This is a genomic window from Paludisphaera borealis, assembly GCF_001956985.1.
Classification (GTDB): Bacteria; Planctomycetota; Planctomycetia; order Isosphaerales; family Isosphaeraceae; genus Paludisphaera; species Paludisphaera borealis.
Window position 1 is genome coordinate 858,982 of the sequence record NZ_CP019082.1, and the last position, 13,780, is coordinate 872,761.

Sequence of the window (13,780 nt, forward strand, 5' to 3'; positions counted from 1 at the left end):
TCGAGAGAGCAACGGATCCACGTGATACGGTATCAGTCGCCCAGGGCGGCCGCGCCGACCAGTTCGTCGGCGTTGTCGTCCGACGAGCCTCCCGACTGGCTGGCGTCGATCCGCATGCCGTAGAAGCTGCGGTGGACGAACACCAGGGCCGCCCCGAGCAGCAGCGCCGCCAGCACGATCCGCGTGGTGGTGGGGATGCTCTGCGCCAGCTCCACGGCGAGTAGGCCGAACAGCGTGGCGAACTTGATGATCGGGTTCATGGCCACGCTGCTGGTGTCCTTGAACGGGTCGCCGACGGTGTCGCCCACGACCGTGGCCGCGTGCAGCTCGGTCCCCTTCTCGCGGAGGTCGGTCTCGACGATCTTCTTGGCGTTGTCCCAGGCGCCGCCGGCGTTGGCCATGAAGATCGCCTGGAACAGCCCGCTGAGCGCCAGGCCGATCAGGTAGCCAACGAAGAAGAACGGCTCCACGAACGACGCCGCCAGCGTCGTGAAGAAGATCGTGAGGAAGATGTTGAACATGCCGAGCTGCGCGTACCGCGTGCAGATCGCCACCACCCGCTTCGAGTCCTCGACGCTCGCCTTCGACGAGCCGTCGAGGTTCATGTGCCGCTTGATGAACGCCACGGCGCGGTAGGCGCCGGTGATCACCGCCTGGGTGCTCGCGCCGGTGAACCAGTAGATCACCGACATTCCGAAGATCATCCCCAGCAGGAACGGCGGGTGGAGGATCGACAGCTTCTCGACCTGCTCGGGGAGCAGCGTCAGCAGGCCCGTGGCCGGGTCGACTCCGCCGGCGAGCTGGACGACGATCGAGAAGATCATCGTGGTGGCCCCCACCACGGCCGTGCCGATCAGCACGGGCTTGGCGGTGGCCTTGAACGTGTTGCCCGCGCCGTCGTTCTCTTCCAGCAGAAACTTGGCGTGTTCGAAGTCGGGCTCGTAGCCGTACTCGCGCTTGATCTCGTCGACGATGTCCGGCTCTTGCTCGATCAGCGACAGCTCGTAGACGCTCTGCGCGTTGTCGGTGACCGGGCCGTAGCTGTCGACGGCGATCGTCACCGGGCCCATGCCCAGGAAGCCGAACGCGACCAGGCCGAACGCGAAGACCGCCGGCGCCAGCATCAGATCGCCGGGGAAGAGCAGGCTGACCGCGTAAGCGATCGCCATCAACCCGTTGATCACGACGCCGCCGACCCAGAAGGCCGAGAAGTTGCCGGCCGTCAGGCCCGAGAGCACGTTCAACGACGCGCCCCCTTCGCGACTGGCCGTCACCACCTCCTTGACGTGCGTCGATCCGGTCGACGTGAAGATCTTGGTCACTTCGGGAACGATCGCCCCGGCGAACGTGCCGCAGGTGATGATCGTCGCCAGCTCCCACCAGAGGTTGGGGTCGCCGCCGACGTTCGGGATCAGGGCGAAGCTGGCCGCGTAGGTGACGGCGATCGACAGTAGGCTGGTGATCCAGACGAGCGACGTCAACGGCTTCTCGAAGTCGAAATGCCGAGCCTCGGCGAACCGCGACCGGGCGATCGCCTCGTTGATGAAGTAGGAGAGGCCGCTGACCACCACCATCAGCACCCGCATCGCGAAGATCCAGACCAGCAGGTCGACCTGCACCTCCGGTCGGGGGACGGCCAGCATGATGAAGGTGATCAGCGCCACGCCGGTGACGCCGTAGGTCTCGAAGCCGTCGGCCGTCGGGCCGACCGAGTCGCCGGCGTTGTCGCCCGTGCAGTCGGCGATGACGCCGGGGTTGCGCGCGTCGTCCTCCTTGATCCCGAAGACGATCTTCATCAGGTCGGCGCCGATGTCGGCGATCTTGGTGAAGATGCCGCCCGCCACCCGCAAGGCCGCCGCGCCCAACGACTCGCCGATGGCGAACCCGATGAAGCACGGCCCGGCCAACTCCCTCGGAACGAACAGCAGGATGCAGAGCATGATCAGCAGCTCGACACTGATCAGGACCATGCCGATCGACATCCCGGCCTTCAGCGGGATCGAATAGCACGGGAACGGCAGGCCTTTCAGGCTGGCCATGCTCGTGCGGCTGTTGGCGAACGTGTTGATCCGGATGCCGAACCAGGCGACCAGATAACTGCCGGCGATGCCCAGGAGGCTGAACGCCAGGATCACGGGCACTTTCACGATGCGCGGGAAGTCGCGCACGCCCTCGGCGGCGGCCGCGGCGTGACCCTCCGACAGAAAGCCGAAGTAGGCGACGATCACCGCCGCGATGAACGCCCAGAGCACAAGGATGAACTTGCCCTGATCGAGCAAGTATGTCTTGCAGGTGGCGTAGATCAGCTCGCTGACTTCGCGCATCGTGCGGTGGACGGGGAGCCTCTCCAACTGCCGATAGAAGATCAGGCCGAAGGCCAGGCCCAGCGCGCAGACCACCAGCCCTCCCAGCAGCAGCGTCCAGCCGTCGACGGAGCCGCCGAGGTAGACGCGACTGCTCAGGTCGGGCAGAACCAAGTCCGCCTCGTTCGCGACGGCCGAAGTGGGTAGCGCGAGCGCCAGCCCGCCGGCGGCCGACAGGGCCGCCCCGGTGATCCAACGTCGTGTGTTCGCCATGGTGTTTTTCAGACGTCCGAGTGAGGGAATTCCGGCGGCGACGCCCGGTTGACGGAGAGTCGGGCTCGTCCGGCCGACAATAGAAGGAACGATTATGCCGACGACTTCGCCCTCGCACAAGCAATCTCAGAGGCATCTCGTCTGATCGGAGTCTAGCTCGCGATCCGGGGAGATTCGGCCGAATTTCGGCCGCCGCCGAACGCGTCGACGACGGCGACGGCAGCCGCGCGCACCGAGTTCTCGCTACCGATGGACAACCGATGGCGGACGCGTGTATACTACCTCGGGGTGGTCTTTATCGATGAGGGCGGTCGGGGGGGCTTTCCAGGGATGGCTGCATCGGACGTGGTGATCCGGGGCGCGCGCGAGCATAATTTGCGGGACGTGTCGCTCACGCTGCCGCGCGGAAGGTTGATCTGCCTGACGGGGGTGTCGGGCTCGGGGAAGAGTTCCTTGGCCTTCGACACGCTGTATGCCGAGGGGCAGCGGCGGTACGTCGAGAGCCTTTCGAGCTACGCGCGGCAGTTCCTGGGGCAGATGCCCAAGCCGCAGGTCGACCGGATCGAGGGGCTGTCGCCGTCGATCTCGATCCAGCAGAAGACCGGCGGCCGGAACCCCCGCTCGACGGTCGGCACCATCACCGAGATCAACGACTATCTCCGCGTTCTGTTCGCCCGGGTCGGCCAGGGGCACTGCCCGAACTGCGACCGCCCCGTCGCCGCGCAGACCCGCGAGCAGATCATCGCGCGGATCCTCGACCTCCCGGCGGGCACGGCCTTCAGCGTCCTCGCCCCGGTCGTGCGCGGTCAGAAGGGCGAATATAAGGACCTGTTCGTCGACCTCGCCAAGGCCGGCTACGTGCGGGCGCGGGTCGACGGCGTGGTTCACGAGCTTTCGTCCAACCTGGCGCTCGACCGCCAGATCAAGCACGACATCGAGGTCGTGATCGACCGTCTCAAGGCGACGGCCGTCGAGACGGCCCGGGCGCGGCTGGCCGAGGCCGTCGAGCAGGCCTTGAAGCTCGGCGACGGCACGCTCGTCGTGGCGATCGAGGGGCGGCCCGACCTGATGCTTTCGGCCCACCACGCCTGCGCGCATTGCGGGATCGGCTTCGACCCGCCGAGCCCGCAGTTGTTCAGCTTCAACAGCCCGCAGGGGATGTGCCCGTCGTGCGACGGCCTGGGCGTGCGGCACGATTTCGACCCCGACCTGCTCGTCCCCGACCCGTCGTTGTCGGTCTGGGACGGCGCGATCGTCCCGCTGGGCGCGGTCAAGGGGATCGGTAAGTGGCGTCGGCACATATTTGAAGGCGTCGCCGCGAACTTCGAGGCCGACGCCGACGGCCCGCCCAAGGGCGCGATGCTCAAGGGGCCGTGGGCCAAGCTCGACCCCCGGTGGCGCGACGTCTGGCTCCACGGCGCGGGAGACCGGCCGATCGTCTGCCGTTGGAGGAGTCGCGGGAAGGTGTCGTCGCACGTCGAGAAATGGGCCGGCGTGGGCGTCGACATGCTCGACCGCTACAAGAAGGCGACCGGCGGAATCGCCAAGGCCCAGCTTGAGCCGTACATGCGCAGCATGCCCTGCCCCGACTGCAAGGGGACCCGGCTGAACCCGCGCGCCCGGGCCGTCCGGGTCGGCGGCAAGACGCTCGTCGACCTCGGCGGCCAGCCGATCGGCCAGGTCAAGGGCTTCTTCGACGCCCTCGCGGGCTCGCCCGCCGCGGCCGGAGCGCCCGAGGGCTTCTCGCCCCTCGACGCCGTTTCGCGGACGATCGCCGACGAGCTGCTCAAGGAGATTCGCGGTCGGCTCGGGTTCCTCAACGACGTCGGCCTGCACTACCTCGCGCTCGACCGCTCGGCGCCGACCCTCTCCGGCGGCGAGGCCCAGCGCATCCGGCTGGCCAGCCAGGTCGGCGCGGGGCTCGTGGGGGTGCTCTACATCCTCGACGAGCCCTCGATCGGCCTCCACCCGCGCGACAACGACCGGCTGATCGCCACCTTGCAGCGGCTCCGCGACGTCGGCAACACGGTCATCGTCGTCGAGCACGACGAAGACACCATGCGCGCCGCTGACTGGCTCGTCGACTTCGGCCCCGGACCCGGGGTCAAAGGGGGCGAGGTTGTCGCGCAGGGCGACCTCGAAACCGTCTCGAAATCGAAGGCCAGCCTCACCGGCGCCTACCTCTCGGGCGCGGCCCGGATCGAGGTCCCCGTCGACCGCAAAGCCCCCGACGGCCGCGCCGTGGTCGTCCGGGGCGCCTGGCATCACAATTTGAAAGGTATCGACGTCTCGATCCCGCTGGGGCTCTTGACGGTCGTCACCGGCGTGTCGGGCTCGGGCAAAAGCTCGCTCGTCAGCGACATCCTCCGCGACGCCCTCGCCCGCGATCTGAACGGAGCGCAGAGCGTCCCCGGCGCGCACGATCGGATCGACGGCGTCGACCAGCTCGACAAGGTCATCGACATCGATCAGTCGCCGATCGGTCGAACTCCGAGGTCGAATCCAGCGACGTACATCAAATTATGGGATCTGGTCCGCGACCTTTACGCCAAGCTGCCGGACTCGCGGGCGCGCGGCTACCAGCCGGGGCGGTTCAGCTTCAACGTCCCCGGCGGCCGGTGCGAGGCCTGCGAGGGGAACGGCTCGAACAAGCTGGAGATGGACTTCCTCGCCGACGTCTGGGTCGTCTGCCCGGTCTGCGACGGCAAGCGGTTCAGCCGCGAAACGCTGCACGTGCGCTATAAAGGAAAGAGCATCAGCGACGTCCTCGACATGGACGTGCAAGAGGCGCTCGAGCACTTCGCCAACGTCCCCAAGATCGCCCTGATGCTCCAGACCTTGCACGACGTCGGGCTCGACTACCTCAAGCTCGGCCAGGCGTCGCCGACCCTCTCCGGCGGCGAGGCCCAGCGTATCAAGCTCGCCCGCGAACTCGTCCGCAGGGGGACCGGCAAGACCCTTTACATCCTCGACGAACCGACGACCGGCCTGCACTTCGACGACGTCCGCAAGCTGCTCGACGTGCTCCACGGCTTCAAGCGGCAGGGCAACACGGTCGTCGTCGTCGAGCACAACCTCGACGTCGTCAAGACCGCCGACTGGCTCATCGACCTCGGCCCCGAAGGGGGCGCCGGAGGGGGCCGGATCGTCGCCGAGGGGACGCCCGAAACCGTTGCCGCCGTCGCCGGAAGCCACACCGGCGCCGCCCTCCAGCGCGTGCTTCACCCCGACCCCTCGCGGCGCGTCGGCCAGATCGAGACGAAGACGAAGAAGTCGAAATCGAAGAAGTCGAAGTCGTCGGAAGAAGGGCTCGACGCGATCGCCGTGCGGGGCGCGCGGCAGCACAATTTGAAGGGGATCGACGTCGACGTCCCGCGCCACAAGATGACCGTCTGCACCGGCCCGAGCGGCTCGGGCAAGAGCTCGCTGGCGATCGACACGCTGTACGCCGAAGGCCAAAGGCGGTACGTCGAGAGCCTGTCGAGCTACGCCCGGCAGTTCCTCGCGCCGTTGCAGAAGCCGCGCGTCGAGCGGATCAGCGGCCTCTCGCCGGCCGTGAGCATCGAGCAGAAGACGACCAGCAAGAGCCCGCGATCGACGGTCGGAACCGTGACCGAGATCCACGACTACTTGCGCATCTTGATGGCCCGGCTCGGCCGCCCGTTCTGCCCCGACTGCGGCGCCGAGATCGGCACGCAGTCGGCCGACGAGGTCGTCGAGAAGATCCTCCACCTCCCCGAGGGGAGCCGCGTCTACGTCATGGCGCCGATCGAGCGCCGGGACAATGAGACGTATGAAGATCTGTGGGAAAGCTTGAAAGCCACGGGCTTCGCGCGGGTCCGGGTCGACGGCGCGTCGGTCGATCTCGATTCGCCGCCGAAGCTCAGCCGACGCCGCAAGCACAAGGTCGAGGTCGTCGTCGACCGCGCGATCGTCCGCCGGTCGACCCGCTCGCGGCTGGCCGACTCGGTCGAATCGGCGCTCGATCTGGGCAAGGGGGTGGTGCACGTCGCCCGCGTCGGCGACGAGGACGACGAGGCCCGCTGGCCCGTCGACCGCTACAGCCAGCACCGCTCGTGCGACGGCTGCGGGCGGAGCTTCGAGGAGCTTTCGCCCCACCACTTCTCGTTCAACAGCCCGCTCGGCTGGTGCCCGGTCTGCGAGGGGCTGGGCGTCCAGCACGGGGCGAACCCGGCGATCCTGATCCCCGACCCGTCTCGCAGCCTCCGCGCCGGGGCCGTCGCCGTCTGGCCGAAACTCGCGGAGAATCCGCTGTTCGCCCGGATGATCGAGGCGATGGCGAAGGCCGAGGCCATCGACCTCGACCTTCCGTTCGACGACCTCGAAGGCCGCCACCGCCGCACGATCCTCCACGGCAAGGAGAACGCCTGGTACGTCGTCCCCGCCGCCGGCCGCGAACCCGGCTTCTCATTCCAATATAAGGGATTGTTCCCGGCGATCGAGGAGGCGGCGCGGGTCTCGTTCGTGTACAGATATAAGTTGCAAGGCATGGTCGACGACGTGCCGTGCGCGTCGTGCATGGGGGCGAGGCTCCGCGACGACGCGGCGGCGGTTCGGTTCGAGAGCTGGACGCTCGACCAGATCAGCCGATGGCCGCTCGGCCAGTCGCTCCAGTTCTTCGAGGGGCTTTCGCTCACGGCCGACCAGCAGCACATCGCCGGCGACCTCGTCCGCGAGGTCCGCGAACGGCTGTCGTTCCTCGTCGAAGTCGGGCTCGACTACCTCTCGCTCGGCCGGGGCACGCCCACGCTCTCCGGCGGCGAAAGCCAGCGCATCCGGCTCGCCAGCCAGATCGGCAGCGGCCTGACGGGCGTCTTGTACGTCCTCGACGAGCCGACAATCGGCCTCCACCCGCGCGACAACAACCGCCTGCTGGGCGCGCTCAAGCGGCTCCGCGACCTGGGCAACACGCTGGTCCTCGTCGAGCACGACCGCGAGATCATCGAGGCGGCCGACCACCTGATCGACTTCGGCCCCGGCTCGGGCCGGTTCGGCGGCGAAGTCACCGCCAGCGGCACGCCCAAGGCCGTCCGCGCCAACCCGGATTCGCTCACCGGCCGCTACCTCAGCGGCGCGACGGCCATCCCCGTGCCCACCAACCGCCGCCCCGCCGGTCCCGAGTCCGGCGTCGGCGCGATCACGATCCGGGGCGCGCGGCAGCACAATTTGAAGGACCTCGACGTCCGCATCCCGCTCGGCGTCGTGACGGTCGTCACCGGCGTGTCGGGCTCGGGCAAAAGCTCGCTCGTCGAGGACGTGCTCTGGAAGACCGCCGCCCGGCTCTTGCACCGGGCGCAGACGACCCCCGGCGCGGTCGAGTCGGTCGACGGCCTCGGTCAGGTCGACAAGGTCATCAGCGTCGATCAATCGCCCATCGGCGGCACGCCGAACTCGACCGCCGCGACCTACTCGGGCGTTTTCGACCTGGTCCGCGACCTGTACACCAAGCTCCCCGAGGCCAAGGTGCGCGGGTACACGAGCCGGCGGTTCAGCTTCAACATGGCCGGCGGCCGGTGCGAGGCGTGCGAGGGCGCCGGCAAGAAACGCATCGAGATGCACTTCTTGCCCGATGTCTGGATCACCTGCGACTCGTGCGGCGGCAAGCGGTTCGTCCCCGAGGTGTTGGCCGTCCAGTTTCGCGGCAAGTCGATCGCCGACGTGCTCGACATGTCGGTCGACCAGGCCCTCGAACTGTTCGCGAACACGCCCCGGATCAAGAAGATCTTGCAGACGTTGCACGACGTCGGCCTCGGCTACCTGCCCCTCGGCCAGTCGGCGCCGACGCTCTCCGGCGGCGAGGCCCAGCGCGTGAAGCTGGCCGCCGAACTCGCGCGGCCGGACACCGGCCGGACCCTTTACATCCTCGACGAGCCGACCACCGGCCTGCACCTCGACGACGTCCGCAAGCTGCTCGACGTGATCCACCGACTGTCGGACCTCGGCAACACCGTGGTCGTCATCGAGCACAACCTGGAGGTGATCAAGACGGCCGACTGGCTTCTCGACCTCGGCCCCGAAGCGGGCCACGGCGGCGGCGAACTGGTCGCCGAGGGGACGCCTGAAGACGTCTCGAAATGCAAGCGCGGATATACGTCGAAGTTCCTCCGCGAGCTGCTCGCAGCCGGCCCTCACGCCGAGCGACCCCGGTACGACCCCAAGGAGGCCGCCCGCAAGGCCGCCGAGGAAGCCAAGGCCGCCCGGCTCGCGGCCAGGGGGCCCGCGAAGGCCGCGCCGAAGGCGAAGGGGGCGGCGAAGTCGAAAGCAACCGCGTCGATTCACGTCGACGAGTCGACGACCACGGCCCTGGCGCCCTGGGAGCGCGACGGCCGGAAGTGGCACACCGAGACGCGGACGGCCCGCACCGGCCGCCCCGCGCGGTGGGACGGCCGCATCCTGTCGCGGATCGTCGACAAGGTCGCCAAGCTCACCGGCGGCGACCTCGCGCCGGCCGACTGGAACGAGCGCGGGGTGGTCCGGATCGTCGCCGCCGATCCCGAAACGTCGCTCGGCGCCCCGTTCTTCCACGCCACGACCTCGGGCGAGTGGATCGTCACCCTGCGGTTCTGCATCCCGCGCCGGACGTTCAAGGAGAAGACCCTCGCCGGCCTGCTCGCCCTCGTCCCGTTCTCCGAGTGCGCCACTCCGGTCCTCTCCGACGCCCCCCGGATGCGGTTCGCCGAGCACCCCGGCTATCAGGAAATCACTCTCACCGGCCACGGACTCGACGACTTCCAGACCCCGGCCTTCGACGACTTCCTCACCCTCGCCGTCGCCGCCCACGCCCGCCGCGACCAGCCCGCCAAGCCGAAAGCCAAGCTCAAACGCGCTGCGGATCTGTGAAGCCGCCCCCCGTCGTTTGTTGATCTCGAAATGAGCGAGGAGCGATGTCCGCCGATACCGTCCGCCAGCCTGAGCGACCGCCCAACGTGATCGTGCTGGCCGGGCCGAACGGGGCGGGGAAATCGACGACCGCCCCCGCGCTTTTGCACGGGAGGCTGGCCGTGAACGCGTTTGTCAACGCCGATGCGATCGCCCGGGGACTGGCCGGCTTCGCCCCCGAGACCGTGGCCATGCAGGCGGGCCGAATCATGCTCGCTCGGCTGAAAGAGCTGGCGGCCGACCGAGAAGATTTCGCGTTCGAGACGACGCTCGCCACCCGCTCGTTCGCCCCCTGGCTGAAATCGCTGATCGCCGACGGCTACGAGTTTCACCTCGTCTTCCTCTGGCTGCCGTCGGCCGACCTGGCCGTCGCGCGCGTCGCCGACCGGGTGCGTCAAGGCGGTCACGACGTGCCGGAAGAGACGATCCGAAGGCGATACGCCGCCGGAATCCAGAATTTCCAGACGCTCTACCGACCGATCGCGACGAGCTGGCAGGTCTATAATAATGCGAAGAGCCTGGAGCTACGGCTCGTCGCCCACGGCTCCGGCGCGAAGATCGAGGCCGTGAGGCTGCCGAAAGTGTGGCGTCGCATCGAGTGCGAAGCGGGAGGGAGCTGATGAGTGACAAGCCCAAGGTCGATATCGCCCGGATCTTCGCGGAAGTGACTCCGATCGAAGAGGCGCTCGAGGAAGCCGCTCGCGCCGCCGCGATCCAGCACAAGCGAGCCGGTTTGCCGCTGGTCGTCTGGAAGAACGGCAAGGTCGCGTACATCCCCGCCGAGGCGATCAACGACGACGGCACGGTCCGCGACGAGGACGAACCGGACGAGGACGACGAGCCGGATCGCTGAACACGGGCGTCCTCTGATCGAGCGATCTGACGTCTTGACATCCCCGCACGAACCGCTACTGTGTATTGCGTTGTAGATGTACGAAGGAGAGGATGGTTCGCGATGAGTCCCTGGGAGACGCAGTTGCGGAAGGGGATCGTGGAGCTGGCGGTGCTGGCGACGATCGCCGAGGGGGAGGCGTACGGGTACGGGATCGTGGAGCGGCTTCAGGGGCTTTCGGGACTCCAGTTCTCGGAGAGCACGGTGTATCCGGTGCTGGCGCGGCTGGCCCGCGAGGGCCTGCTGGCGATCCGGACCGAGCCGTCGCCGGCCGGCCCGACGCGGCGGTATTATCGGCTGACAGGCGAGGGACGACGGCGGCTCGACGCGATGGCAGGGAGCTGGCGGACGGTCACGGACAGCCTGTCGAATTTACTCAAAGGAGTGCGGGGATGAGCACGATCGACATGACGGTGGTTTCGGGATCATTGCAGACGATGATCGACGCCCGGCTCGACGCGATCGACCGGGCGCTGCTGGGCCGGGTCTCGCGGCAGGAGCGGCTCAACGTCGTCGGCGAGGTCGAGGGCCGCATCCACGAGCTGCTGAACGACCGCTGCGGCCCTGGCGTCGAGCCGTCGCGCGACGACGTCCTAGCCGTCCTCAGCCGCCTCGATCCGCCCGAAGCGTACTTGTCGGAAGGTCCGGAAGAGTACGCGACGGGAGCGCCGGTGCGGACGCCACCGCATCACGTGGTGCACACGCTCGCGGCCCTAGATCACGGACGATTCGCCCAGCTCAGCGGCATCCTTGGGTTGTGCTCGTTGGCGATGAGCGTGCTAATCATGTTGTCCTACCCGATCACCATCATGTTGAACAACGAGATTCCGCTCCTCGCCGCTGGCTTTGGCGGCGGGGTGTTCATGGTGATCGGCGGCGCCGCCAGCATCTTCCTGGCGATCCTGTCGCGGCTGAGCAATGTCTGGGCTGTTGTCGGCGCGGCCGCCGGCTGCCTGTCGTGCCTGGCTGGGGCGTCGTGCGTGCTGTTCCTGGTTTCGAATATTTGATCTCCGGCCGGCGGCCGGGTGGCTGTGGCAGAATGCCACAGAGGCGAGCGCCAGGCCATCCCTCCTGTAGCGTCTGCCACAGCCACCCGGCGCTTGGTCGAGGTTGAAACGCCTCTTGAAACCACGCCCCGATCGGCCTACCGTCAAGGGAGAGGGGGGGGCGATGACGGAGCAAGACGAGGGGCGCGGGGTGCTTTGGCGGCTGGAACGGGACTTCCTGCGGCCGTACCGGTGGGAGATCGGCGCGGCGCTGCTGGGGTTGCTGGTGCAGTCGGTGATGCTGCTGCCGGCGCCGCTGTTGCAGGGGTGGGTCGTCGATCAACTGGTGGCGTGGTCGAAGGCGGGCCCGGGGGCGCCCTCGCGCGAGGCGGTCGGGCGGGCGATCGTGCTGGCGCTCGCCGCGACGATCGGGCTGCACCTGGCGCGGTCGGTGTTGTCGTGGTGGACGGCGTCGGCGATGGGGAGGATCAGCCAGGAGGTCGTCCGCGAGATCCGCGGGGCGCTGCATCAAAAATTGATGCGGCTGCCGATGGCGTATTTCGACAGCCAGCAGACCGGCCGGCTGATGGCCCGCGTGACCAGCGACGTCGGCGGCGTGCTGATGTTCGTCCGCAGCGGCGTGATCCAGCTCCTCAGCGACCTGATTCTGGCCGTCGCGATCACCGGCGTCTTGTTCTGGCTCCAGTGGCGGCTGGCCCTCGCGGCGATGGTCGCCGTGCCGCTCTACGCGCTCAACCAGGCGTTCTTCTTCAAGCGGCTCCGGCTGCTATCAGACCAGATCCGTGCTCAGATCTCGGCTTTATACGCACTTTTAAGTGAGCGCGTGTCGGCGGTTCGCGTGGTCCGGTCGTTCGCGAAGGAGGACGCCGAGCTGGCGGCCCTCGACGAGCGGATCGACGCCCACCGGGCGCTTTCTTGGGCCAACACGCGGGCCGCCGCGACCTTGGCGGCGATCGCCACGCTGATCAGCGGGCTGGGGACGGTCTTCGTCGTCGGCTACGGGATCGTCCTGGTCGGCCGGGGGGTGATCAGCGTGGGCGAATTGCTGGCGTTCTACGCGCTCATCGGCCAGCTCTACGCGCCGATCGTCCGGCTGACGCAGTTCCAGGCGACGGCCCTGTCGACGCAGGTCTCGCTCGAACGGCTCTACGAGATCTTCGACGAGCCCGAGCCGATCCGCGACCGCCCCGACGCCCGGCCGATCGTCGCCCCGCGCGGCAAGCTCGAATTTCAGAACGTCCGCTTCACCTACGGCCGCCGCCGCAAGGCCGAGGACGAGACCGAAGCCGATGACGAGGCCCGATCCGACGCCCCTCCCGCGATGATCCTCGACGGCCTGAACCTGACGATCGAGCCGGGCTCGCGCGTCGGCGTGCTCGGCCCCAGCGGCGCGGGGAAGTCGACGCTGCTGGCCCTTGCGCCCCGGCTTTACGACGTGGCCGAGGGTTCCGGCGCGGTCCGGTTCGACGGCGTCGACGTCCGTGATTTGAAGCTCGCCGACCTCCGCCGCGCCGTCGCGCTGGTGCCGCAGCAGGCCCTCCTCTTCGAGGGCACGATTCGATCGAATTTGCTTTATGCGAAGCCCGACGCCACGCTCGACGAGATTCGCCAGGCGCTCGAGATCGCCGACCTCGCGGCGATGGTCGACGGCCTGCCGAAGGGGCTCGACACGCCGGTCGGCGAGCGCGGGTATTCGCTGTCGGGCGGCCAGCGGCAGCGGCTGGCGCTGGCCCGCGCGATCCTCGTCGACCCGGCCGTGCTGCTGATGGACGATTGCACGAGCGCCCTCGACGCCGAGACCGAGGCCCGCATCCAGAACGCGCTCGACCGCCGTCTGCCGGGGCGGACCTGCGTGGTCGTCTCGCATAAAGTTTCGTCGGTCCGACGGTGCGACCAGATCGTCGTCCTCGACCACGGCCGGATCGTCGAACGCGGCAGTCACGACCAGCTCGTCGCCCTCGGCCGGCGCTACGCCGACGCCTTCCAGCAGCAAACCCGCTCGCTCACGCACGTCGTCGGCGAGTGAACACATGATCCGCATGCGGATTCGGTCGCGACGGTTGCATGGGTTGTGGCGGTCGTGTCGACGTCCATAGATGCGTCCCTGGCTCCCTGACGAACTATGGACAGCGCAAAGAGTTGCAGGCTAATGAGTTAGCGATGGTTTTTTGGTTCTGTCCATAGACCACTGTAAGAATAGAATATCAGTTTGGAGTGAAAAAGGAGTCGGAAAAACGGCTTTTCGGCCGTTGCCGGAGAGAACAAAGTGTGTGGGCGCTATGGACATCGTGGCCGGGCGCCATTCCCAGCCGGCGGGTCGATATGGTACGGTCGGCGGCAGTCGCGCCCCCGGTCTCGATTGGATCGGGGGGCGGAAATCCGAATCACCGTCGAGGAGTCTCTCC

General features: G+C 68.0%; 7 protein-coding genes. 6 read left to right on the forward strand and 1 reads right to left on the reverse strand.

The genetic code is table 11. The features are described from left to right. Positions 1-32: 32 nt before the first annotated feature. Positions 33-2,576, reverse strand: a complete 2,544-nt coding sequence (locus BSF38_RS03345; RefSeq protein WP_083712663.1) for a sodium-translocating pyrophosphatase — start codon at positions 2,574-2,576, stop codon at positions 33-35. 330 nt (positions 2,577-2,906) lie between these two features. Here BSF38_RS03345 and uvrA point away from each other — a divergent pair, with 330 nt between their 5' ends. The 6 genes from uvrA (at position 2,907) to BSF38_RS03375 (ending at position 13,401) form a co-directional block, all read left to right on the forward strand. Then, a complete protein-coding gene (uvrA, locus tag BSF38_RS03350) occupies positions 2,907-9,437 on the forward strand; it encodes an excinuclease ABC subunit UvrA (protein WP_076343454.1) in 6,531 nt (2,176 codons plus the stop codon). A 44-nt stretch (positions 9,438-9,481) separates the two neighbouring features. After that, positions 9,482-10,096, forward strand: coding sequence for an ATPase (locus tag BSF38_RS03355; RefSeq protein WP_076343455.1), 615 nt, complete (start codon positions 9,482-9,484; stop codon positions 10,094-10,096). Further along, a complete protein-coding gene (locus tag BSF38_RS03360; RefSeq protein WP_076343456.1) occupies positions 10,096-10,329 on the forward strand; it encodes a hypothetical protein in 234 nt (77 codons plus the stop codon). The genes BSF38_RS03355 and BSF38_RS03360 overlap by 1 nt, the downstream gene beginning before the upstream one ends. Positions 10,330-10,431: 102 nt before the next feature. Further along, complete coding sequence (locus BSF38_RS03365; RefSeq protein WP_076343457.1) at positions 10,432-10,764, forward strand: PadR family transcriptional regulator; 333 nt, start codon at positions 10,432-10,434, stop codon at positions 10,762-10,764. Further along, positions 10,761-11,375, forward strand: coding sequence for a hypothetical protein (locus tag BSF38_RS03370; RefSeq protein WP_076343458.1), 615 nt, complete (start codon positions 10,761-10,763; stop codon positions 11,373-11,375). Before BSF38_RS03365 ends, BSF38_RS03370 begins: the two co-directional genes overlap by 4 nt. Positions 11,376-11,538: 163 nt before the next feature. Continuing rightward, positions 11,539-13,401: an ABC transporter ATP-binding protein gene (locus BSF38_RS03375; RefSeq protein ID WP_076343459.1), complete on the forward strand. Its 1,863-nt coding sequence runs from the start codon at positions 11,539-11,541 to the stop codon at positions 13,399-13,401. Positions 13,402-13,780 lie beyond the last annotated feature (379 nt).

Coding starts and splice junctions, on each gene's coding strand:
- BSF38_RS03375 (WP_076343459.1), top strand. CDS start 11,539: ATGACGGAGCAAGACGAGGGGCGCGGGGTGCTTTGGCGGCTGGAACGG.
- BSF38_RS03365 (WP_076343457.1), top strand. CDS start 10,432: ATGAGTCCCTGGGAGACGCAGTTGCGGAAGGGGATCGTGGAGCTGGCG.
- BSF38_RS03355 (WP_076343455.1), top strand. CDS start 9,482: ATGTCCGCCGATACCGTCCGCCAGCCTGAGCGACCGCCCAACGTGATC.
- BSF38_RS03360 (WP_076343456.1), top strand. CDS start 10,096: ATGAGTGACAAGCCCAAGGTCGATATCGCCCGGATCTTCGCGGAAGTG.
- BSF38_RS03370 (WP_076343458.1), top strand. CDS start 10,761: ATGAGCACGATCGACATGACGGTGGTTTCGGGATCATTGCAGACGATG.
- BSF38_RS03345 (WP_083712663.1), bottom strand. CDS start 2,576: ATGGCGAACACACGACGTTGGATCACCGGGGCGGCCCTGTCGGCCGCC.
- uvrA (WP_076343454.1), top strand. CDS start 2,907: ATGGCTGCATCGGACGTGGTGATCCGGGGCGCGCGCGAGCATAATTTG.